The sequence below is a fragment of the Jiella sp. M17.18 genome (assembly GCF_041027365.1).
GTDB lineage: Bacteria > Pseudomonadota > Alphaproteobacteria > Rhizobiales > Rhizobiaceae > VKMB-3413.
The window spans coordinates 162,811-184,404 of the sequence record NZ_JBFTEH010000006.1 but is presented as its reverse complement, the minus strand read 5'-3'; the positions used below and the strand labels follow the sequence as shown (position 1 = coordinate 184,404).

The 21,594-nt window shown below is 68.1% G+C and carries 24 protein-coding genes; 10 read left to right on the top strand and 14 right to left on the bottom strand.

Translation table 11 applies throughout. The annotated features are described in order from the left end of the window. Positions 1-128 precede the first annotated feature (128 nt). The gene (locus AB5S17_RS13295; RefSeq protein WP_369240088.1) at positions 129-1,565 is read left to right on the top strand and encodes a diguanylate cyclase; all 1,437 of its coding nucleotides are present in this window, start codon (positions 129-131) and stop codon (positions 1,563-1,565) included. Between the two features lie 92 nt (positions 1,566-1,657). Here the strand turns inward: AB5S17_RS13295 and AB5S17_RS13290 are convergent, their stop codons facing one another. The 3 genes from AB5S17_RS13290 to AB5S17_RS13280 all read right to left on the bottom strand — a co-directional run bounded on the left by AB5S17_RS13290 (position 1,658) and on the right by AB5S17_RS13280 (position 3,140). Beyond that, on the bottom strand, positions 1,658-1,927 hold the full coding sequence (locus tag AB5S17_RS13290; RefSeq protein ID WP_369240086.1) for a type II toxin-antitoxin system RelE/ParE family toxin: 270 nt from the start codon (positions 1,925-1,927) through the stop codon (positions 1,658-1,660). Beyond that, positions 1,911-2,135, bottom strand: a complete 225-nt coding sequence (locus tag AB5S17_RS13285) for a DUF6290 family protein (RefSeq protein ID WP_369240084.1) — start codon at positions 2,133-2,135, stop codon at positions 1,911-1,913. Before AB5S17_RS13285 ends, AB5S17_RS13290 begins: the two co-directional genes overlap by 17 nt. 108 nt (positions 2,136-2,243) lie before the next feature. Further along, positions 2,244-3,140, bottom strand: a complete 897-nt coding sequence (locus AB5S17_RS13280) for a DMT family transporter (protein WP_369240082.1) — start codon at positions 3,138-3,140, stop codon at positions 2,244-2,246. Positions 3,141-3,388: 248 nt separating this feature from the next. Between AB5S17_RS13280 and AB5S17_RS13275 the strand changes: the two genes are divergently transcribed. The 4 genes from AB5S17_RS13275 (at position 3,389) to AB5S17_RS13260 (ending at position 9,205) form a co-directional block, all read left to right on the top strand. After that, positions 3,389-4,681 (top strand): adenylosuccinate synthase, encoded by a 1,293-nt coding sequence (locus AB5S17_RS13275; RefSeq protein WP_369240080.1) that lies wholly within the window; start codon positions 3,389-3,391, stop codon positions 4,679-4,681. 66 nt (positions 4,682-4,747) lie between these two features. Then, positions 4,748-6,850, top strand: a complete 2,103-nt coding sequence (locus AB5S17_RS13270) for a hypothetical protein (protein WP_369240078.1) — start codon at positions 4,748-4,750, stop codon at positions 6,848-6,850. Between the two features lie 236 nt (positions 6,851-7,086). Beyond that, positions 7,087-8,061, top strand: coding sequence for a polysaccharide deacetylase family protein (locus AB5S17_RS13265; RefSeq protein ID WP_369240076.1), 975 nt, complete (start codon positions 7,087-7,089; stop codon positions 8,059-8,061). 136 nt (positions 8,062-8,197) lie between these two features. Continuing rightward, entirely contained in the window at positions 8,198-9,205 is a 1,008-nt protein-coding gene (locus AB5S17_RS13260; RefSeq protein ID WP_369240074.1) for a ribonuclease Z, read from the top strand. 60 nt (positions 9,206-9,265) lie between these two features. On the opposite strand, the gene AB5S17_RS13255 is transcribed toward AB5S17_RS13260, so the two are convergent. Then, a complete protein-coding gene (locus AB5S17_RS13255; protein ID WP_369240072.1) occupies positions 9,266-10,000 on the bottom strand; it encodes a DUF4396 domain-containing protein in 735 nt (244 codons plus the stop codon). A 247-nt stretch (positions 10,001-10,247) separates the two neighbouring features. Then, positions 10,248-10,823 (bottom strand): MarR family winged helix-turn-helix transcriptional regulator, encoded by a 576-nt coding sequence (locus AB5S17_RS13250; protein WP_369240070.1) that lies wholly within the window; start codon positions 10,821-10,823, stop codon positions 10,248-10,250. A gap of 442 nt (positions 10,824-11,265) precedes the next feature. On the opposite strand from AB5S17_RS13250, the gene AB5S17_RS13245 reads away from it, so the two are divergent. After that, on the top strand, positions 11,266-11,394 hold the full coding sequence (locus AB5S17_RS13245) for a hypothetical protein (RefSeq protein WP_369240068.1): 129 nt from the start codon (positions 11,266-11,268) through the stop codon (positions 11,392-11,394). A 198-nt stretch (positions 11,395-11,592) separates the two neighbouring features. Here the strand turns inward: AB5S17_RS13245 and rpsU are convergent, their stop codons facing one another. From rpsU to AB5S17_RS13230, 3 genes are all read right to left on the bottom strand, one after another. Continuing rightward, positions 11,593-11,826, bottom strand: a complete 234-nt coding sequence (rpsU, locus tag AB5S17_RS13240; RefSeq protein ID WP_369240066.1) for a 30S ribosomal protein S21 — start codon at positions 11,824-11,826, stop codon at positions 11,593-11,595. Between the two features lie 93 nt (positions 11,827-11,919). Then, the gene (locus tag AB5S17_RS13235) at positions 11,920-12,159 is read right to left on the bottom strand and encodes a hypothetical protein (protein ID WP_369240064.1); all 240 of its coding nucleotides are present in this window, start codon (positions 12,157-12,159) and stop codon (positions 11,920-11,922) included. Positions 12,160-12,269: 110 nt separating this feature from the next. After that, positions 12,270-12,482 (bottom strand): cold-shock protein, encoded by a 213-nt coding sequence (locus tag AB5S17_RS13230; RefSeq protein ID WP_369240062.1) that lies wholly within the window; start codon positions 12,480-12,482, stop codon positions 12,270-12,272. 410 nt (positions 12,483-12,892) lie between these two features. Between AB5S17_RS13230 and AB5S17_RS13225 the strand changes: the two genes are divergently transcribed. Continuing rightward, a complete protein-coding gene (locus tag AB5S17_RS13225; RefSeq protein ID WP_369240060.1) occupies positions 12,893-13,846 on the top strand; it encodes a DUF3616 domain-containing protein in 954 nt (317 codons plus the stop codon). A gap of 102 nt (positions 13,847-13,948) precedes the next feature. Here the strand turns inward: AB5S17_RS13225 and AB5S17_RS13220 are convergent, their stop codons facing one another. After that, positions 13,949-15,376 carry a cytochrome P450 gene (locus tag AB5S17_RS13220; protein WP_369240058.1) on the bottom strand — a complete coding sequence of 476 codons (1,428 nt, stop codon included), beginning with the start codon at positions 15,374-15,376 and terminating at the stop codon, positions 13,949-13,951. A gap of 59 nt (positions 15,377-15,435) precedes the next feature. Here AB5S17_RS13220 and AB5S17_RS13215 point away from each other — a divergent pair, with 59 nt between their 5' ends. Beyond that, complete coding sequence (locus tag AB5S17_RS13215) at positions 15,436-15,852, top strand: hypothetical protein (protein ID WP_369240056.1); 417 nt, start codon at positions 15,436-15,438, stop codon at positions 15,850-15,852. Positions 15,853-15,921: 69 nt separating this feature from the next. Here AB5S17_RS13215 and AB5S17_RS13210 read toward each other — a convergent pair whose 3' ends face one another. Beyond that, complete coding sequence (locus AB5S17_RS13210; RefSeq protein ID WP_369240054.1) at positions 15,922-16,428, bottom strand: acyl-CoA thioesterase; 507 nt, start codon at positions 16,426-16,428, stop codon at positions 15,922-15,924. A gap of 110 nt (positions 16,429-16,538) precedes the next feature. Between AB5S17_RS13210 and gyrB the strand changes: the two genes are divergently transcribed. After that, positions 16,539-18,977 (top strand): DNA topoisomerase (ATP-hydrolyzing) subunit B, encoded by a 2,439-nt coding sequence (gyrB, locus tag AB5S17_RS13205; protein WP_369240052.1) that lies wholly within the window; start codon positions 16,539-16,541, stop codon positions 18,975-18,977. Between the two features lie 32 nt (positions 18,978-19,009). On the opposite strand, the gene AB5S17_RS13200 is transcribed toward gyrB, so the two are convergent. Both AB5S17_RS13200 and AB5S17_RS13195 read right to left on the bottom strand, forming a co-directional pair. Further along, the gene (locus AB5S17_RS13200) at positions 19,010-19,438 is read right to left on the bottom strand and encodes a hypothetical protein (protein WP_369240050.1); all 429 of its coding nucleotides are present in this window, start codon (positions 19,436-19,438) and stop codon (positions 19,010-19,012) included. A gap of 4 nt (positions 19,439-19,442) precedes the next feature. Beyond that, positions 19,443-20,006, bottom strand: a complete 564-nt coding sequence (locus AB5S17_RS13195; protein WP_369240048.1) for a hypothetical protein — start codon at positions 20,004-20,006, stop codon at positions 19,443-19,445. Between the two features lie 229 nt (positions 20,007-20,235). Here AB5S17_RS13195 and AB5S17_RS13190 point away from each other — a divergent pair, with 229 nt between their 5' ends. Further along, positions 20,236-20,685, top strand: coding sequence for a flagellar basal body rod protein FlgC (locus AB5S17_RS13190; protein ID WP_369240046.1), 450 nt, complete (start codon positions 20,236-20,238; stop codon positions 20,683-20,685). Positions 20,686-20,722: 37 nt separating this feature from the next. Here the strand turns inward: AB5S17_RS13190 and AB5S17_RS13185 are convergent, their stop codons facing one another. Both AB5S17_RS13185 and AB5S17_RS13180 read right to left on the bottom strand, forming a co-directional pair. Continuing rightward, positions 20,723-21,022, bottom strand: coding sequence for a hypothetical protein (locus AB5S17_RS13185; protein WP_369240044.1), 300 nt, complete (start codon positions 21,020-21,022; stop codon positions 20,723-20,725). Positions 21,023-21,197: 175 nt separating this feature from the next. Then, positions 21,198-21,524 carry a nucleotidyltransferase family protein gene (locus AB5S17_RS13180; protein WP_369240042.1) on the bottom strand — a complete coding sequence of 109 codons (327 nt, stop codon included), beginning with the start codon at positions 21,522-21,524 and terminating at the stop codon, positions 21,198-21,200. Between the last annotated feature and the right edge of the window lie 70 nt (positions 21,525-21,594).

The window sequence follows — 21,594 nt, the reverse complement described above, 5'->3', positions numbered from 1 at the left end:
GGCTTCATCCGGGCGTCGCGCCGCCGGGGCCTCGGCTCCGACGGCGCTCTTAACCTCCTGTTCATCCCGAAAATGGTTTGCGAACAGGACGTTGGAACTTCTTAGCGGCGGCGTGCGACAAGGCTCGCATGCCGAACCGCTCCTATCTTCCCGATCCCGATCGCTGGCTCACCGTCGCCGTGCCTGCCGGCCTGGCGATCCTGTTGATCGGCGGCCTCGCCTGCCTGCTTCTGGCCGTGTCGGTCCGGGAGGCGAACGACCTCGTCATCCAGCGCGACCGGCATCTTGCGGCCTCGATCCTCGATCAGGCCGTGCGGCGCATCGCCCACGACCAGGAGAGCGTGACCGACTGGGACGAGGCCGTGCGGCATCTGCACGGGCCCTTCGATCCCGACTGGATCGACGACAATATCGGCCTCTGGATGAACATGTATTTCGGGCATGAGCGGATCGTCATCCTCGATCCGCAGGATCGGCCGATCTACGCCTCCCTCGGCACCAGCCGGGCCGAGCCCGCCGTCTACGACGCCATCGCGCCGGTGGCGCGCCCGATGGTGGCGGCGGTGCGGCGGGCGCTCGCCAGCGGGACATGGCACAGCGCCGACCCGACGATCCGCAGCCCCGGCGCGAACGACATCGTCGTCGTCGACGGCCACCCCGCCATGCTGAGCGTCAAGCCGGTCGTCCCTTCCACGCAGAAGATCAAGCAGGACCCGCGGGACGCCTATGTCCATCTGGCCGTCCACTATCTCGACGGCAGCTTCCTCAAGGAATTGCAGCAGACGTATCAGTTCGAGGGGGCGCGGTTCTCCTGGCGGGACCGGCCGCGCACCGACGAGTTGTCCTTCGCGCTCCGCAACGATGCGGGGCAGGCAGTCGGCTACCTGATCTGGCGGGTGCACCTGCCGGGGCAGATTCTCGCGGGGCGCATGGTGCCTGCGCTTCTCGCCACCCTGTGCGCCATCCTGGTGGTCGTCGCGGTTCTCGTCGCCAGCCTGCGCAAGGGCGCCCGGGCCCTTCGCGCGAGCGAGGCGCTGGCGCGCCACCGCGCCTTCCACGACGTCCTGACGGAACTGCCGAACCGGGCCTGCTTCAACGAGAGGCTGGCCGCCGCCTGCAGGGCGGGTTCACGCGACACCAGCCTGCTCCTCCTCGACCTCGACCGGTTCAAGCAGGTGAACGACACGCTCGGCCATCCCGCGGGCGACGCGCTGATCCGCGCCGTCGGGACGCGGTTGAAGCAGGCGGCGCCGCAGACGGCGACCGTCGCCCGGCTCGGCGGGGACGAGTTCGCGATCCTGTTGCCGCGCACCGACGAAGCCGATGCCCTGCGATTATGTGAAGCGATCGTCGATGCGATCGAGGCGCCGTTCGCGATCGACGGCACGGCGGCCGAAGTCGGCGTCAGCATCGGCCTTGCCTCGATGCGCGAAGCCGCCGCGCCCGAGGTGTTGATCCGGCGGGCCGACCAGGCGCTCTACCGGGCGAAGCGCGCCGGCGGCGGCTTCGTCACCGCCGAAGGCGAGGGCGCAGTCGCGCCGGTGGCGCAGCCGCTCGCCGCTTGAAGCGCTCGGTCGTGCCAGACGCAGATGCCGACTGCGGGCGCTCTCGCCGGCCGTCGCGGCGTTCCAGTCCGGCAGCCGAACGCCTTGTGGTTTCAGCGATAGACCTCACGCCGATGCCCGATTCTCACGACAAGAACCAACAGTTCCGCATCCGCGATATGGGCGACGATGCGATAATCGCCGACCCGGTAGCGCCAGAACTTTCCCAGGTCGGAGCCCTTCAATGGCTTGCCGAGCGCGCGAGGGTCATCCAGCCTAGCGACCCGCTCGTGAAGGAATCGGAGCAAGCGCGAGACGGTCTGGCGGTCCAGTTTCTGCAGGTTCCTTTCGGCTTCCTCGGAAAGCTCAATCCTCCACGCCATAGGTCTTCATGACGTCGGCAAGCGGGCGCGTGCGGCTGCGACCGGCGCGAACCTCCGCGAGTTCCTGCTCTGCGAGGTAGACGTCTTCGAGATCCTCAATTTGCCGCAGGATGGCCTCTTCTGCGAAGAAGCTCTTCGAACGCCCCGTGCGCTTCGCCAGCGTTTCCAGGCGTTCGTTCACCTCGGGCGATAGCTCAAGGGTGAGCATCGGTCGATCTCCGTCGTCGCGCGTGCCACGTCGCAGGCCGAAGCTAGTGCTTGGCACCGCCTGCCACAAGCCGGGTGCGATCAGGCCGCCAGTCCTCGCCCGGTCGGCCTAAGCCTTCCCCCGCGCACTCTTCTCCGCCAGCGTGATGCCGCCGAGGACGCAGGCGAGCGCCAGGAGGTGGTAGAGGTGGAACTGTTCGCCGACGATGGCGACGGCGAGCACCGCCCCGAAGATCGGCACGAGGTTGATGAAGAGGTTGGCCCGGTTCGGGCCGATCATCTCGACGCCCTTGATGTAGAGCGCCTGGGCGAGGAGGCCGGGGAAGACGGCGGTGTAGAGCGATGCCGTGAAGCCCTGCCAGTCCGGCAGCTGCGAGTAGCCGAGCCACCACTCGGCGATGGCGAAGGCGATGGCGACGACCAGCGCCGAGGCCGACAGGACGAACAGCATCGCGCGCCAGTCGATCGCCGGCTTGAACCGGAGCCCCACCGTATAGCCGCCGTAGAGCACCACCGCGATCATCATCAGCGCGTCGCCGCGGTTGAGGTCGAGGCGGAGCAGCGAGCCGAGATCGCCGTGCCCCGCCGTCAGGAGCACGCCGACGAGCGTCAGCAGGAACCCGACGATCTGCAGCGGCATGACCGCCGTGCGGAACAGGATGAAGTTCGCGACGAACACGATCAGCGGCATCGCCGACTGCTCGATGGTGACGTTGATCGCCGTCGTGTAGGTGACGGCGAGATAGAAGATCGCGTTGAAGCAGGCGAAGCCGGCCGCCCCCAGGAGAAACAGCGTCGGCAGGTGGCGGCGGATCACCAGCCGGTCGCGCCGCACATGCGGCCAGGCGAAGGGCGCGATCAGCAGCGTCGCGAACGTCCAGCGGATCAGGACGATCAGCATCGGCGAGACATGGCCGGCGGCGAGCTTGCCGGCGACCGCATTGCCGCCCCAGAACAGGGCGACGGTCGCGAGGACGAGATAGGGGTGGGCGAATCGGCTTCTCATTTCGCCCGTTTATCGGGCAGGGGCGGACGCGCAAAGCGCCCGCTGCGAAAATAAGCCGATCTGACGGATCGACAGGAGCGGACGCCGCCGCGAGCCTTTCGGCAGGCTTGCCGTTTCTGCCGATTCAAGCCGTTGAAATGCCAACTCGCGTCTCGCGTCGCGGCATGCGCTCCACTATAGTCCGCGCGAATTTCGCGCCCGTCCGGCGACCGGACGAGAGAAGGCCGTAAGACAGGAAGGAATGCCGGATGGCCAATGTCGTCGTCGTCGGATCGCAGTGGGGTGACGAGGGGAAGGGCAAGATCGTCGACTGGCTGTCGGAGCGTGCCGACGTCGTCGTGCGCTTCCAGGGCGGCCACAATGCCGGCCATACGCTGGTCGTCGGCGGCGTCTCCTATAAGCTGTCGCTCCTGCCCTCGGGCGTCGTGCGGCCCGGCAAGCTCTCGGTCATCGGCAACGGCGTCGTCTTCGATCCGCACGCCTTCGTCGCGGAAAAGGCGCGGCTGGAAGGGCAGGGTGTCAAGATCGATCCGACCTCGCTCAGGATCGCCGACAACGCCGCGCTGATCCTGTCCCTGCACCGCGAGCTCGACGCGACGCGCGAGAACTCCAATTCCGGCACCAAGATCGGCACGACCGGCCGCGGCATCGGCCCGGCCTATGAGGACAAGGTCGGCCGGCGCGCCATCCGCGTCATGGACCTCGCCCATCCCGAAAGCCTGCCGGAGCGCGTGGAGCGGCTGCTCGCCCACCACAATCCGCTGCGCCGCGGGCTCGGCCAGGACGAGATCGACGCCTCGGCGATCCTCGACGAACTGACCTCCGTCGCCGGTGCGATCACCCCCTATATGGACCGGGTCTGGCGGCTGCTCGACGAGCGGCGCAAGGCCGGCGACCGGATCCTCTTCGAAGGCGCGCAGGGCACGCTCCTCGACATCGACCACGGCACCTATCCCTTCGTGACGTCGTCGAACACCGTCGCCGGCCAGGCGGCCGCCGGCTCCGGCCTCGGCCCCGGCAGCGTCGGCTTCGTCCTCGGCATCACCAAGGCCTACACGACCCGCGTCGGCGAGGGGCCGTTCCCGAGCGAGCAGACGAACGAGATCGGCCAGTTCCTCGGCGAGAAGGGCCATGAGTTCGGCACCGTCACCGGCCGCAAGCGCCGCTGCGGCTGGTTCGATGCGGTGCTGGTGCGCCAAGCCGTCGCCATCAACGGCATCCATGGTCTGGCCCTGACCAAGCTCGACGTCCTCGATGGACTTGAGGAGATCAAGATCGTCGTCGGCTACAGGCTAGACGGCAAGACGATCGACTATCTCCCTGCAAGTCTTGCCGAGCAACAGCGGGTCGAACCGGTCTACGAGACCTTGGAAGGCTGGCAGGAGACGACGGCGGGCGCGCGCCGCTGGAGCGAGCTTCCGGCGCAAGCCGTCAAATATGTCAGGCACATAGAGGAGCTGGTGGCGGCCCCGGTCACGCTCCTCTCCACCTCGCCCGAGCGCGACGATACAATCCTTGTTCGCGATCCGTTTCAGGATTAAGGTCGCGCCGAGCCGGGACCTCGATCGAACAGCTAGACAAGTGAGTGACTGCGATCCATGGCGGACTTGAGCGGCGTTCTCCGTAAGACCATCGACGGCCTGCCGCAAGCAACGCCGCAGATGCGCGAAAGAGTCTACGAAAAGGCTCGCGCGGCCATCCAGCGTCAGATCAGTGCCGCCAACCCGCCGCTTTCGGAGGCGGTGGTCGCCGCGCGCATGTCGGCGCTCGAGGACGCCATCGCCCGCACCGAGGCGCACTATGCCGGCGACGCAGCCGGTGGCGGCGAAGCCGAGGCGGCAGCCCGTGAGCCCGGTCCTGCACCTCAGCCGCAGCGTCCGGCTCCGGCAGCTCCGGCCGTGGAGCGGCCCGTGTCGCAGAACGGCTCCGGCAACGGTCAGCCGGCTCGTCCCGCGCAGCCGCAGCCTTCGGCCCGTGCCCCCGGCGACGGCGCAGCTGCCGCGCCGAAGGCCTCGCCCGCCGCCCCGCAACAGCCGCCGCAGGGCAGCAATGGCGGTTCGGCCGCGCAGCCACGGCCGCAGGCGCCCTCCCAGCCGAGGCCCACTGTCCGCCCGGCGGAGGGCCCGAATCCGGGAGCGCGCCAAGCCCCGGCCGTCGCCGCGGCGGACGGACGGCAAGGCCCGCCGCGCTCTCCGGCCGCCATCGCCGAGGCGGCGGAGGCTCCGGGCCGGGCCAATCCCGCGTCGGCACAGCCGGGCACTGCCAGGACCGCCCCCGCACGCCAGGCGCCGCCTCCCTTCTTTCCGGCCGAGACGGCTGAACCGGAAGCGCTGGATCGTCCGGCGATCGGCGCGCCGTTCATCGTGCCGTCGGAAGCCGGCGAGCCTCAGACGGACGAAGCGGACGCTCCGGTGGATTTCGGCCGGCTTCGCGCGGAGCCGCGGGTCCATGACGAGCGGCGCGTTCCCCGCGACATCCGCATCGACGACGATGCCGAGATCCCGGAGGCCGACCTCACCGCCCCGCGCTATGCGCCGCGGCGCCAGCCGCGCCGGGGCGGCGCCCGCACCGCGATCGTCGCCGGCGTCGCCGTCCTGCTCCTCGGCGGCCTCGGCACGCTCGGCTGGATCTACCGCGCCCAGATCCAGGCGACCCTCGTCGATTCCAACGGCCTCGGCGACCTCGCCAAGACCGCGAATACCGGCACGAGCGGCGCATCTTCGACCGCGTCGAACACCTCCAACGGTGCGGCCGCGACGACCACCGCCGCCGACAGCGAGAATCCGGCGACGGCGACGCGCCGCTTCACCCAGCGCCTGCTTCCCGATGGAACGGAGGTCGACGAAGGGCCGGCCAAGCCGACGCCGAACGCCTTCGACGAGGGGACGAATGTCGCCGCGGCCTCGCCGATCCAAGCAACGCCGGAGACATCGGGCACGCCAACGGTGAAGAGCGAGATCGGCCAGAACCCCTCCGTCGTCGGCGGGACGATCCCCGATACCGGCGCCAACGCCGGCGCCGCAGCCGCGTCCGGGACGCCGGCCGGCGTCGCGACGCCGGCCGGCGTCGCGACGCCGGCCGGCGTCGCGACGCCGGCCGGCGTCGCGACGCCGCAAGGTAACGCGGCGGCGACCGCAGCCGCGGCCGACAAGGGCGCCCCGCAGGTCGCGCAGAAGGCGGTGTTCTACCAGGAAAAGACCCAGGATAAGCCGGGCACCCAGGAAACCGGCAACGTCGTCTGGTCGGTGGTCAAGGAGCCGCCCTCGGACGGTCAGCCGGCGGAAGACGCGATCCGCGCGGTCGCGGACATTCCCGACGAGAACCTCAAGCTGACGATGACGATCAAGCGGAACACCGATCCGACGCTGCCCGCGAGCCACGTCATCGAGCTCCTGTTCCAGGTGCCGAAGGACTTTTCCGGCGGCAGCATCGCCAACGTCCAGCGGCTGGCGCTGAAGGATACCGAGCAGGCCCGCGGCGAGCCGCTGATCGGCGTCGCCGGCAAGATCTCGGACAACTTCTTCATCATCGCGCTGAACAACCTGGATCAGGCCGTCCAGAACAATCTGTCGCTCCTGCAGGGGCAGCAGTGGATCGATATTCCGCTGGCCTATGCGACCGGACGCCGCGCGCTGCTCTCGATCGAGAAGGGCATCCCCGGCGATCGCGCCTTCAAGGAGGCGATCGCCGCCTGGAACGCCAAGACCTGATGGGCCGGGCGGGACGGCCGACGCCTCCCGCCCGCCTCAGCTCTGCGCCGAAGAGGGGCCGGTTCGTCATCACGGCGAGGCCGGCGAGTGGCCGACGCACGTTGCGGAACTCGGTTGCGCGGGCGAGAAGCGCCGGGGTCTCAACCGGGCGTTAACCTTAACGCGGTACGAACCGTAACGTCAGCAATCGTTTCGGACCCGTTCCCATGCGTCTTCGCTCTGTTGGTCTGGCCGTCTTGGCGGCCAGTCTCCTTGCCGGTTGCGCCAGCAATCAGGCCGGCCATCTCGCGCTGAAGCGTCCGGGCGAGGCGACGGTCACCGCCCTCGGCTATGCCAGCGAGAAGAAGGAGAGCGACATCTTCCCGCTCTTCCAGTCGTTCAAGCCGGTGTCGAACTCGGCCCTGAACGGGCGCACCATCGCCGTGTCGCGCATCTCCGACATCGCGCTCCGCCCGAAGGAGGTGGTGCTCACCTTCGACGACGGCCCGATGCCCGGGAAGACGCCGAAGATCCTGAAGACGCTCGACGAATTCGGCGTCGGGGCGACCTTCATGATGGTCGGCGAGATGGCGCATTACCATCCCGAACTCGTGCGCGAGGTCGCAGAGCATGGCCACACGATCGGCACCCACACCTATCGCCACGCCAATCTGAAGACGATGAGCCTCGACGCGGCGATGGCGGAGATCCGCAAGGGCCAGGACGCCGTCACCGACGCGCTCGCGCCGATCGGGCGGCATCCGGCGCCCTTCTTCCGCTTTCCCTATCTCGCGGACACGCAGAGCCTGCGCAGCCGCCTCGCCGGCGAGGGCGTCGCGGTGATCGACGTCGACATCGACACCAAGGACTATTTCCGCGACACGCCGGAGACGGTGGAAGGCCGCGCCATGGCCGCCGTGGAAAAGCGCGGGCACGGCATCATCCTGATGCACGACATTCAGGGGCGCACGGCGGCCATGCTGCCGCAGTTCCTCGCGGCACTGCAGTCGCACGGCTACAAGGTCGTGCGCCTCGCCCCGGCGGACGACGCTTCCGCGCCGCTGGTCGGCTCGGCGGAACCTGCGGCCGGCGATGCCGTCGCCCCGGCCGCGACGGCATCGGCGCAAAGCCTTGCCGCCGCCCTTCCGGCTCCGGCGAAGACCACGCCGGACGTGACCGACGCTCGACCCGCCGCGCAGGCCGCCGACACGCCGCTGCCGGTGAAGGCCTGACGAGAGGCGGACGCTCCGGCGGAGAGCCTCCGCCGGGGTCGTGGACCGAGAGCTTCCGGCCACCGGCCTTCCGTCCGGGTGGCGGCTTCTTCCCGCTTGTCCCGGAACATCCGCCGGCTCCGGCGATTGCCGAGGCATGAGCGCCCTCGTCCAGACGCGGCTCGTCAACGAGCCGTTTTCCGATCCCGGCCTGTTCGTCGACTTCCAGTTCGGCCGGAGAGCCTTCCTCTTCGACCTCGGTGATCTGTCGCCGCTCTCCCGGCGCGAACTCTCCCGGGTCAGCCATGTCTTCATCTCGCACCGGCATATCGACCATTTCATCGGCTTCGACCGGCTGCTGCGCGTGCAGCTCTATCGGGCGGGGACGCTGACGGTGATCGGCCCGCCGGGGCTCGTCGCCGGCATCGCAGGCAAGCTCGCCGCCTATACCTGGAACCTCCTCGGCGAGGATTTCCAGGACTACCGGATCCGCGCCGCGGCGTTCCACGACGGCCGGCTGGAGAACTGGAGCGAATTTGCCGCGCGGGATGCCTTCCGGCAACGTGCTCTGGAGCCGGCGGAGGTCGCGCCGGGCTGCGTGCTGGACGAGGCCGATCTCGTCGTCGAGGCGGTGACGCTCGATCACGCCACGCCCTGCCTCGCCTTCGCCCTGCAGGAGCGGCTGCGGGTGAATGTCTGGACGGAGGGGCTGACGGCTCTCGGGCTGGAAGTCGGTCCCTGGCTCGATGCGGCGAAGACGGCGGTGCGCGCCGGCGCCTCCGACGACTACCCGATCGACGTCGGCACGGGCGGCAGCGTGCCGCTCGGCCGCCTCAAGGAGGGCGCCCTCCATGTCGCGCCGGGCCAACGGATCGCCTATGTCGTCGACACCGCATACACGCCGGAAAACATAGACCGCATCGTCGGCCTCGCCTCGGCGGCGGACCACCTCTACATCGAGGCGGCCTTCCTCGAGGAGGATGCCGACGAGGCCCGGGCCCGCCATCACCTGACGGCGCGCCAGGCCGGCGAACTCGCCGCGAAGGCCGGGGCGAAGCGGATGACCACGCTGCACCACTCCGCCCGCTATCTCGACCGGCCGCAAAGCCTCGACGCGGAGGCGCAGGCAGCGTTCACAGCGGGTGCGGCCGACCCGGGCTCGTAGGGGCGGAGGAGTAGCGGTCCGTTCCCTGCGCGGCCGTTCCGGACGTCCCCCGGCCGCGGCTCACATCTTCTCCTTGATGCCCTTCTCGATCAGCCACCAGTTGACGGGGTAGGCCGTGGCGAAGCCGCAGAGCATGGCGATCTGCATCATGAACCAGAACTCGACGCTGTTCACCTCGAGCTTCACGTTCAGAAGGCTGGCGAAGATCCAGAAATGCGCGATCGCCATGAAGCCGTACATGCCGAGCTGCCAGGAGGTCAGCGACAGCGTGTCGGCCTTCACCGCCTGGATGATGCCCTGCATCGGCGAGAGGTTCCGCATCGGCTTGATGGTGAAGTACTGGAAGACGACGCCGAAGCCGAAGGCGACGATGAAGTCGAGGATCCAGACGGCGAAGATCTTGTCGGGGAAGATGCTCTTCCAGCCGAGCCAGACGGCGATCGTCGGGACGAAGAAGGCGAGCCATTCGGCCACGATGTCGCCGAGCGTGCAGCCGCTGCCGCAATGCGTCGCCCCCTTGGCGACCATCGCCGGGAAGGGGGTGTACTTCTTGTTCGGCATCTCCTCGTCGTTCTGCATCGCCTGATGCATGCGCTTGTGCGTCGCGAGCTTGCCGTAGGTGAGGTAGCCCCAGACGGCGAGCGGCCCGGCGAAGAGCCCGGTCAGCGGCCAGACGAGGTTCATGATGCCCATGTGTTGCGGCTCGCGCCTCTCGTCGAGCGCAATCCAGATCGCGCAGAGCGCGGCGACGCACAGTGAGACGATGGAGAGGATGTGGAGCCAGTCGGGGACCATGATGCGCCTTTCTGCCGGTAAGCGCCGGGCAGTTGAACGTGCATCTCGGCCCGGCCGTCTCGGCCTCAACCGCCTGGGGCGTTCACGGTTCCAGAAACTGGAGGGTCCGTCGCCGGGGAAAAGGCGCCCGGCCAAGCGTCACCGGCGCCATATTCCGCCCGCGGGGTCGCCGCCGGCTCCCTGCGAGGAGAGCGACGGCGAGGGGCGCTGCGACCGGCGCCGGTGGCCTCGTCATGCTTCTCCGCGGCTATCGCAGGCGGCGCAGGCGCGTCGTCAGCACGGTGTCGGTGCGCTGCAGTGCGACGCTGATCGCTTCCAGCTCGTCGCTCGGGATCGTCGTCGTCAGGTATTCTTCCATCCGGCGCCAGATGTTGCGGACGGCCTTCTGCGCCTTGACGCCTTCCGGCAGCAGCCGGACCATCGTCTGGCGAGCGTCGGAGGAATTCGCGCATCGCTCGATCAGCTGCTTGTCGACCAGTCGGTCCAGCATTTTCGAGACGGTCGACGGCCGCACGCCGAGTTCGTCCGCGACGGCGGAAACGGAGATCGGCTTGTCCACCTCGAGCCGGTCGAGCAGGCGATCCTGACCGGGATGAAGCCCGATCTCGGCGAGGGTCAGAGCGTTGAAGGCGCGGGTGGTCTTGGAGATGCAGAGCAGGGAGGGCACGATGCTCACCGCATCTTCGCCGGGGCCGGCCGCGCGCTCTGGGGTGGACTGCCACAGGTGATTCATGCTGACGTCTCCTCGGTTACGCACCGCGAGAAACAAAACGGCAGGTTGAAGGTCGTCCCGCAGTCCGAGTCTCTCTTGACCGGTGCTCATGTCCCTTCGTTTCAGCAGCCTCGCGCCAACCTCATCGGCCGCCTCAGGCCCGGCACGAGACATCGATCGGATTCGGTCGCGAACGGCATGGAACGCCGAAGATTCACGGCCGGGTGATCCGTCTGTTAACGGTAGGTCGCCATACTCCCTGCTGTCGTTAACATAGGCGAACGAATTTCGAATCTTCGGGAAATGCCTCTTCGACCCCCGGACATGCTTGCGGCACAGGGCTTTCAACGCCGCGGCGGGCTCGGCAGCGGCCTCGTCGTCCGACGAATCTCATCCCGATCGCAGTCGTCTTGCGGAGCGGCCGGGCCGATCCATCACGCAGACGAACTGGACAGTCGGCCGCCGCTGCACATTTGCTGCCCAGGAGCCGCGGGAAGCGCGACGGACGGCCTCAACGCCCGAGGCCCAGCGACGCCTGGTTCAGGAGGAACGGTTGGATACGATCGACAGGATCTGGGAAGGAATGTTCGGCGCGGCTGAAGGACTGGGCTTCATCCGGCTGCTCACCTTCATCGCCGGCTTCATCATCGTGTTCGGGCTGATCTTCGCCCTGGTCGACTGACGCCGGCAGACGCCGCCGGCCGCCGTGAGCGTCGCTGCCTTGCCGTTGCGGCGACCGAAGGCGGAACGTGCTCGCCAGCCGATACAGAAAGGCCGGCGGCCCCGCTCGGGGGACAGCCGGCCATGACTCGCCATCGGCCGACCGTATCGGCGGCCGGCGGCGAGCGGAGAGGCAGTCGCCTGCCTCGTAATTCCAGGATCAGCGCGAGGCGCGCTTCTTCGGGGCGGGGAGCAGTCCCTCGCGCTGCGCCTGCTTGCGGGCGAGCTTGCGCGAGCGGCGGATCGCCTGCTGCTTCTCTCTCGCGCGGCGCTCCGAGGGCTTCTCATAGGCGCGGCGCGCCTTCATCTCGCGAAACACGCCTTCGCGCTGCAGCTTCTTCTTCAGGGCCCGCAGGGCCTGGTCCACATTGTTGTCTCTGACGTCGACTTTCAAAGCGACTCCCTCTGCTTCCGTTGCCAATACCGACAGGCTGCGGCCGCTCCCGAAGCCGGAGCGGCGCGGCGGCTGACGAGCGTCTCGCTCGGCTCAGCCGGCAGCCTTCTTGCGGGACCGCGTGGTCTTTGCAGCGGCCCGCTTCGGGGCCGCCTCGACCGGCGGCGTCGCGGCGTCGCGTTCGAGCCGCAGCTTTCTCAGCCGAGCGGTCTTTTCCTGCGTCGCCTTGGCTTCCGCCGCGATGATCACGCCCGCCGAGCCTTTTTCGGCTCGGGCCGGCGGTCCGGGCATCAGCGCTTCGGCGCGCTCGCGCGCCATTTCGGACTTGTCCATCGACCGGACTCCTTCCTGAAGGCATCCGGACGAGGATCGTTCCGGACGCTTAGATATGGTCAAACGGCCGGCGAGGCAAATCCGCCGTAGAGGCTCGGCCGCCGCGCCCTCTAGAGACGCTGGACGTTGATCGCCTTCGGGCCCTTGCCGCGGGTGTCGGGCTCGGTGTCGAAGCTGATCTTGTCGCCCTCCTGGAGCGAGGAGATGCCGGCGCGCTCGAGCGCCGAGACGTGGACGAACACGTCCTTCGACCCACCGTCCGGCGTGACGAAGCCGAAACCCTTGGTCTCGTTGAAGAACTTGACGGTGCCTGTCTGGCTCATGGCGTGGTTACCTTTAAGTCTTGTGCCGCTTGCGTGATGGTGCGGCGATCCTGCGCCGCGATCGGCGGGCGCGCTGGTCTCGATGCGGGGGACGGCGGCGGTCGCCGGCGTCCGATGCTTCGGAGGTTCACAAAGGGCGGCGAAAGGGACGGCTCGCAAAGGCACCGGATCGATTTCTGCGATCGGCGGGCAAGAAGGCCGCAAGGATGCGACTGGGAACCGTCTGCCAGACTCCGGGTCTGCAAATGCCCGAGCCTGCATTATGCGCGGGATCGCCGGGAGACGCAAGATCAAGCTTCCAGCGCGTTTCCCAAGGCTGAACACACCATTCCCCTTCGGAAGATATGGTGTAATCTGATCCGATGTGGCGGCGGGGGCCCGGTTGCGGCCGGTCGCTGGCGGAGGTGGAGATGCCAGACCTTCAATCTGCAGCGATCGCGCTGGACTACGGCGATGCAGCCACGGATGATCTGCTGAAGAACCTGTCCGGCGTCGCGGGAGACAGCGAACGCTTGTGGACCGTGTCGGACGAGGGCCGCACCGTCGAGTGTCTGCGGGCAGCCGGAGCAGGCTTCGTGCTCGCCGAGCAGATCCCGCTCGACGACTGGTGCGACGATATCCCGGGGGCCGGCAAGAGCGCCGAATGCGACCTGGAATCGATCGATCTGGTAGGTGACAGGCTCTGGGTCTGCGGCTCGCATTGCCTCGTCAGGCGCAAGCCGAAAGCCGCCGGTCTCCTCAACGACAGCATCCGCGCCCGGCCGAGCCGGAACATCCTCGCAGCGCTCGATCTCGGACCTGACCATCAGCCCCGGTCCAACGCCGTTCTGCCGTTCGACCGCAAGGGCAGCCTGCGCCATGCTTTGAAGGACGACCCTTACCTCGCCCCGTTCCTCGACCTGCCCAGCAAGGAGAACGGCCTCGACATCGAGGGAATGGCGGTCGTTGACGGGCGCGTCTTTCTCGGCCTGCGCGGTCCGCTGCTCGACAGCTTCGCCGTCATCGTCACGCTCGACCTGTCGCCGAGGTTTCATCTTCGCGGCTACGAGCTCAGCTTCCTCGATCTGAACGGCCTCGCCGTCCGCGACCTTGCGCGATGGGGGAACGACCTCCTGATCCTGGCGGGACCGGTCAGCGACGCCCACGGGATGTTCCGCCTCTATCTCTGGTCGCCACGGTCCTGCACTTCGATCCAGACGCCGACGCGGCTCTTCTCCTGGCCCGACAGCGAGGAGAAGCCGGAAGGGATCTGCCCGCTGCTGCGGGACGGCGAGAGAGGCCTTCTGGTGCTCTACGACCGGCCGGACGTGGAGAAGAGGATCCGGGAGACCGTGTATCTGGCCGACTGGCTGACCGGGCTCTGACGGGCGATCCAGATGCTGTCGGCCAGCGGCAGGCCCGGCTGCGCCGGCCGCGCCCTCGAGCACCGGCGCTTCCGGACGGTTCCGCCCCGCATGCGCCTGTCCCTACCGCCGCTGCACCCGCATCGGCAGGCCGTTCGCCGGTTGCACCGTGATGCGCTGCACGACTTCAGGCGGGGTCTGCCGGGCGTAGTCGAAGCGCAGGTGCTTCATCAGGAGGGCGAGGGCGATCACCGCTTCTTGCAAGGCGAAGCTCGCGCCGACGCACACGCGCGGGCCGACGCCGAAGGGCAGGTACTGGTAGCGGTCGATCCTGTCGCGGTTCTCCGGCAGGAAGCGGCTGGGGATGAAGTGGTCGGGCCGGTCCCAGAGCATTTCGTGGCGGTGGATCAGCCAGGGCATGACGAGGACCGTCGAGCCGGCGGGGATGTCGACGTCGCCGGCGCGGTCCGGGGCGAGGGCGGTGCGGTTCAGCGAGGGCGCCGGCGGATAGAGCCGCATCGCCTCCTCGAAGGCGGCACGGGTATGCGGCAGCTTCTCGACCCACTCGCTGGGATGGGAGAGCGTCGGCAGGACGGCGTCGATCTCCGCCTCGACCAGCGCCCGCTCGTCCGGCGCCTGGCTGAGGAGGTAGAGCGTCCAGGCGAGCGAGCGGGCCGTCGTCTCGTGGCCGGCGCCCATGAAGGTGATGATGTTGTCCTCGATCTCGGCGCTGGAGAGCCCGTCCGCCTTGACCAGCAGGGTCAGGAGGTCGTGCGGCGCGCCCTCCGGATCGCGCGCGATCTTCGCCCGGCGCTTCTCGATCGTCTCGGCGATGAGGCTGCGGAAATAGGCCATCGACTTCCTGCCCTTCAACTGCCGGATGCGCGGCAGGAAGCTCGGCGCGCCGAGGAGGTCGAGCGGGTCGACGCGGCCCATCGAGCCGAGGAACTCCCGCGTCGACTGGGCGAAGCTCTGCGGCTCGGAGGCGATGTCGCCGGAGAACAGCGTCTCCTGCAGGATGTCGAAGGTCAGCATCGCCATCTCGTGCGCCATGTCGACCTCGCCGCCCTCGCGCGCGGCAAGGCCCTCGGCGAAGAGCGCCGCGCGCGCCTGCATCGTCTCCGTGAAGCCGGAGATGTGGCGGGGCGTGAAGACCGGGGCGATCGCCTTGCGGGTGCGCCGCCAGAGCTCGCCCTCGGCGGTCAGGAGACCGTCGCGCAGGAGCGGGCGCAGGATGCGCTGGCGCAGCGGCTGCATGACGTAATTCCTGGCGTTCTCGACGAGGCAGTGGCGCACGCCGGCGGGGTCGTTGACGACGATGTTCGGAACGCCCAGCCACTTGCCGCGGATATAGGGCTCCTTGAACGCCCGCGTGCCCCAGATCTCGATCGGGTTGCTGGTCGCGGTCCGCACGAAGGAGACGAAGCCGAGCGGCGTCGCATGCGGCACCGGCGCCGGCGCGCGGAAGGGGCGGGACGCGGTCGGCGCGGGAGCGGATGCGTGCGGCCAGCCGGCTCCAGTGGGCGACGAGAGGGTTTCGTTGTTCGTCATTGACATCAGCTAGGACAACCCGTTCGAAACAGAAATCAGTTTTGGATATGGTGACATCGATGCGCAGCGTCGACCGGCTGCGACGACGTGGAGCTTTTCGCACAGAGGTTGGTGCCATGCCTGCCGATGAGGCTGAACATTGGTTCGAAGACGAGACACCGGTCGGGATTGATCTCGACCGTCCAGGGATATTCGAGTGGCGGATCGAGAAGACCGGCACCTACATCGCGACGTCAAAGGAAACTACGATCCGTAAGCGGCTGAAGAACTACAAGAAGAGGTTCCGACAGCTCCGAAACCATGAGCCATACAGCTCCACCAATCCCGACGGATTCCGGAAGATTCACCGCCAGGTTGTCGAGGCACGCGAAAAAGGGCTCTCGGTGGTTTTTGCTGCAATCGAGAACTGTTCTCCGGAAGATGTCGCTGAACGGCGCAGGTACTGGATCGGTGTGCGCGGCACTTTGAACGTTTGACCAGCAGATGGTCGCGCGTTTGCCACCTATTCGTAATCCAGCGCTCTCGCCGACCCGCAGCGTGCTGAGTCAGTCTCCTGCATCCTCCGCCTTAACGAGATACGCCGACAGCCGCTCGCGCATCTCCGGGGGGATCTCCGCCGGGCGCCGTGTCGCAGCATCCATCAGCACGACGACCGATTCCGCCGCAGCGCAAGGCTTGCCGTTCTGGAACAGCGCCTGGGTGAGGCGGATCGAGCTGCGGCCGAGGCCGGCGACGCCGGTGCCGATCGCGATCTCGCCCGGCCAGCGCACCTCGGCGAGAAAGTCGATGGCGATGCGCGCGACGACGAAGAACGTGCCCTCCGGCAGCACAGGGCGCTGGGGGTCGTAGAGGATTTCGACGCGGCCGGTCTCGAAGAAGGTCGCAAAGACCGCGTTGTTCAGATGGCCCTGCTGGTCGGTGTCGGAATAGCGCAGCTTGTCGCGGGCGTGGAAGGGAAAGGCGTCGAGGCTCGGCGCGTGCGTCATCGGATGGCCCTTGAAGCGTGTCAGCGAGAGGAAGCGGGGCGTTTGCGGGCGGCTGCGGGACAGCATCCGGACGGGCGTCCGGCGCTTTCGCCGCACGCTGTGAGCCCCTATATAAGAAGCCGGAATACCGCCGATTCGCGGACGATCAGCGCGGCCGGCTCGAGCGAAGGAATATCATGTCAGCAGTTCCCGAGACAAACCCCGCCGCCGGCGCCGAATATGGCGCGGATTCGATCAAGGTTCTCAAGGGGTTGGACGCCGTTCGCAAGCGTCCTGGCATGTATATCGGCGACACCGACGACGGCTCGGGCCTGCACCACATGGTCTACGAGGTGGTCGACAACGCCATCGACGAGGCGCTGGCCGGCCATGCGACGCGGGTGACCGTGACGCTGAACGCCAACGGCTCCTGCACCGTGACCGACAACGGCCGCGGCATCCCGACGGAGATCCACACCGGCGAGGGCGTCTCGGCGGCCGAGGTCATCATGACCCAGCTGCATGCCGGCGGCAAGTTCGACCAGAACTCCTACAAGGTCTCCGGCGGCCTGCACGGCGTCGGCGTCTCGGTGGTCAACGCTCTGTCCTCCGAGCTGTCGATGAAGATCAAGCGCAAGGGCAAGATCCACGAGCTCTCCTTCACCCACGGCGTGCCGAACGGCTCGCTGCAGGTGACCGGCGAGGCCGGGGACGAGACCGGCACGTCGATCACCTTCCTGCCGTCCTTCGAGACCTTCAAGGGCGTGACGAGCTTCGACTATGCGACGCTGGAGCACCGGCTGCGCGAGCTCGCCTTCCTGAACTCGGGCGTCCGGATCATCCTGACGGACAAGCGGCCGGCCGACGAGAAGAAGATCGAGCTGTTCTACGAGGGCGGGCTCGAGGCCTTCGTGCGCTACATCGACCGCGCCCGCAAGCCGCTGATCGCCGAGCCGATCGTGCTCTCCGGCGAGAAGGACGGCATTACCGTCGAGGCGGCGCTGTGGTGGAACGACAGCTACAACGAGACCGTCCTCTGCTTCACCAACAACATTCCGCAGCGCGACGGCGGCACGCATCTGACGGGCTTTCGCGGCGCGCTGACGCGCCAGGTCACCGGCTATGCCGAGGCCTCCGGCTCGCTGAAGAAGGAGAAGGTGGCACTCACCTCCGACGACTGCCGCGAGGGGCTGACCTGCGTCCTCTCGGTGAAGGTGCCGGACCCGAAATTCTCCTCGCAGACCAAGGACAAGCTGGTCTCCTCCGAGGTGCGCCCGGTGGTCGAGGGTCTCGTCAACGAGACGCTGTCGACCTGGTTCGAGGAGCATCCGCAGGAGGGCAAGGTCCTCGTCGCCAAGGTCGTCGAGGCGGCGACGGCGCGCGAGGCGGCGCGCAAGGCGCGCGAGCTGACGCGGCGCAAGGGGGCGCTCGACATCACCTCGCTGCCCGGCAAGCTCGCCGACTGCCAGGAGCGGGATCCCGCGAAGTCCGAGATCTTCATCGTCGAGGGTGATTCCGCCGGCGGCTCGGCCAAGGGCGCGCGCTCGCGCCAGAACCAGGCGATCCTGCCGCTGCGCGGCAAGATCCTCAATGTCGAGCGGGCGCGCTTCGACCGCATGCTCGGCTCCGACCAGATCGGCACGCTGATCACCGCGCTCGGCACCTCGATCGGCAAGGACGAGTTCAACGCCGACAAGCTGCGCTACCACAAGATCATCATCATGACGGACGCCGACGTCGACGGCGCCCATATCCGCACGCTCCTGCTCACCTTCTTCTTCCGGCAGATGCCGGAGCTGATCGAGCGCGGCCACGTCTTCATCGCGCAGCCGCCGCTCTACAAGGTGACGCGCGGCAAGCAGAGCCAGTATCTCAAGAACGAGAAGGCGCTGGAGAACTACCTGATCGAGGGCGGGCTCGAGGACGCGGCGCTGACGCTGGCGAACGGCGAGGTTCGCACCGGCCGCGATCTTCGCGCGGTCGTCGACGACGCGCTTGCGGTGCGCCAGGTGCTGTCGGGGCTGCATTCGCGCTACGAGCGCTCGGTGGTCGAGCAGGCGGCGATCCTCGGGGCGCTGTCGGCCGAGATCGCCGACCATCCGCAGGACGGCCCGAAGATGGCCGAGCGTGTCGCCGAACGGCTCGACCTCATCGCCGAGGAGACCGAGCGCGGCTGGGAGGGCGAAGCCGTCGACGGCGGCTACCGCTTCCAGCGCACCGTGCGCGGCGTGAAGGAGGTGCGCGTCCTCGACGCCGGCCTCATCCACTCGGCCGACGCGCTGCAGCTGATGCGCCACGCGCCGCGGCTCGCCGAGGTCTATGACGGCGGCGTGCCGGTGCTGCGGCGCAAGGACACCGAGCGCCCGATCGCCGGGCCGGTGGAACTGCTGCTCGCCGTCTTCGAGGTCGGCCGCAAGGGCATTGCGACGCAGCGCTACAAGGGCCTCGGCGAGATGAACCCGGAGCAGCTCTGGGAGACGACGCTCGACCCCGAGGCGCGCACGCTGGTGCGGGTGCGCGTCGCCGACGCCACCGACGCCGACCAGCTGTTCTCGCGGCTGATGGGCGACGAGGTCGAGCCGCGCCGCGAGTTCATCCAGGACAACGCCCTGTCGGTCGCGAACCTCGACATCTGAGGCGTGGCCGCTGCGCGTCTGCCGGCTGGGCGTCAGTCCGGTTCGGGCAGCGGGAAGGTCGCCGTGCCCTTGTGATAGGGAAACCGGGCCCGCTGCAGCGGGTCCGGCCCGGTGAAGATCAGCCGCGTGCGGAACGCGACCGGGCTGACGACCAGCAGATATGGCTTCAGCTGCGGATCGCCGGGGATGAACATCGGCAGGGCGAGATAGCGCCGGGCGTCGCGCACCCAGAAGGGCATGGCGAGGCGCCAGCGCCGGGCGAGATGCTCGCCGACGCCGCCGATAAAGGCGTCGGCACGCTCCTCGCCGACAATCACTGGCTCCTCCGCGATCATCGCGGACTGCCGGCCGGTGTCGCCGTCAGAGGCATAGAAGGCGTCCATGAATTCGCGCACATGATGGTCCCATGCGCCGTCCGCGGCGGTCCGGGACGCCACCTCTGCAAGGGTCGCCGGCCGCATGGCGTCAGGGCCCCGGCAGGACCGAGCGGAAGCGGAAGGCCGCCTCCGCCGGAGGCCGCTCGCCATGGATCGCGACGTAAAGGTCGTGAAGCTCGGCCTCGCTCGTGATGCCGAGATGCGCGGCGAGGGCTCTGGCATCGTTGACATCCCACTCTCCGCGGTCGACGCTTCGCATCGCCTGCAGCTTCAGCGCGAGGAGGTAGCGCGGCGTCGCCGTGAGCACGCGGAGACCCGGGATGCCGCTGTCCGGGTAGGTCCCGGCGATCTCGAAGAGATCGTCGCTCTCGGCGAGCGGCGTGAACATTCCGACGGCATCGTTCAGCCAGCCGGGATCGAGCGCCATCTGCTCTGCGACCGCCAGCACGGACGGTGCAAGGGCCGCCTCGTCGTACCCCTCGCGCACGATCGCGTCGACATCCCGGGTCGAGCGTCGCCACTCGAACTGCATCATGATGGCGCTGCCGCCGTAGACGGCGATCTCGATGAAGAGCCCGCGCCGCGAGAGATCCTGGCCGAGTCGCCGGAAGGCTTCGATCAGTCGTGCCCGGTCGAGCATGGGGTGCGTCACCTTGCTGGCTTCCCCGCAGTGCGGCCGCATGACCAGTGCCGCCGAGCCGAAGCCGTTTGATCTCTCGCCTGCCGTTGTCGCCAAACGGCGGGCGGCTGACAAGGGCGGCTTCCCGTGCCACCGCGCCGGGCGGTCCCGAGCGTGCCAGGCGCCGGTCCCGGACACTTCGACTCAAGCTTTGCGGCACGGATTGACGAAACCTTCCATCGGAGAGGCTATCCTGGCGCTCATGAACGCGCTCTCGATCTCCGTCTCCGGCATGTCTGCGGCCATGTCGCGGCTGGCCGCCAGTGCCTCCAACGTCGCCAATGCCGGCACGCCCGGCGCCGTCCCCGCAACGCCGCCGACACAGCCCGTCGCCTCGGCCGGCCAGGCGGATGAGCCGCAGGTCTATCAGGCGGTCGACGCGAATTCCGTCAGCATCGGCAGCGGTGACGCCGGCATGGGCGTCGCGGTCGACGTGACGCCGCGTCTGCCGTCCTATTCGGAAGCCTACGACCCGCAGGCGCCTTATGCGAACGCCGAGGGCCTCGTCGCCGATCCGAATGTCGACTACCTGCAGGAAGCGGTTGACCAGGTGATGGCCGTCTTCGCCTTTCAGACGAACGCCGCGGTCTACAAGACGGCGGACGAGATGACCCGCGACATGCTCAAGCTGGCGGACAGCGGACGGACGTAGAACTACTCGGCCGTCCGTGGACGGAGCCCCTCACCCTTCAACTGCCTGAGGCCCCCTCCAGCATTGCGCGAAACCGCTGGAAGCCAGCCATCAGGTGCGCGGCGATGTATTCCGCCGCGGCGAGCGCCTTTGCAGCCTCTTCGATCCTGAACATGTTGTAGTTCTTTCGCGCCACGTGCCGCAAGCGCCGCGTCTCGTCGACCGCCTTCGCAAGCTCGACGTCCAGAATGGCAGGGCGGGAGGCGGGGACAGCGCGGCTGACACGGCGCACCAGATCGGCATGGTAGCTGCCACCGACGGGCTTTTCCTCTCCAAGGATCTCGAGAATGCGCTCCAAAGCGCTTTCATAGACGTATATCCCGACTGCATCGCCTGCATCAGCGCCATCCGAGACTTGTAGGCTTCGAGGGACTGTCCCTCGAACCGTCCCTCCCGTCTCAGTTCCCCGGTGCGACGGAAGTGCTCGACCGCCCAGCCCAAATCGTCCTCGACCTCCAGCCAGCGTGCGTCGCTCATGGGATGATCCGTGCCTGCGGGAGGATCTTTCCAAGGAAGGTCGGATCGCACCACTTGAGTGGCTGGATGTCGGCGTCCAGCGAGAACTCTGCGGCCAGATCTTCCGCCACGCGCCAGGCATCGGCTTCATCGGTTGCAGGAAAATCAACGAGGAGATCGATGTCGCTGTCGTGCCGCATGTCGCCGCGAGCGGCCGAGCCGTAGAGGACATATTTGCCGCCGCGCTCGCGGGCGAAGCGGCCGAGCTGTTCCGCGATCAGGCCGACGGCCCGGCGCCGACGTTCGGCTTCGCGCCGCTTGCGGTCTTCGATCGTGACATACACGGGGCTCGGGCTCCGGCGAGGTGCTCCACCACGAGGCCTGCTGGCCTCACTCGCCGGTATATAGCACCAC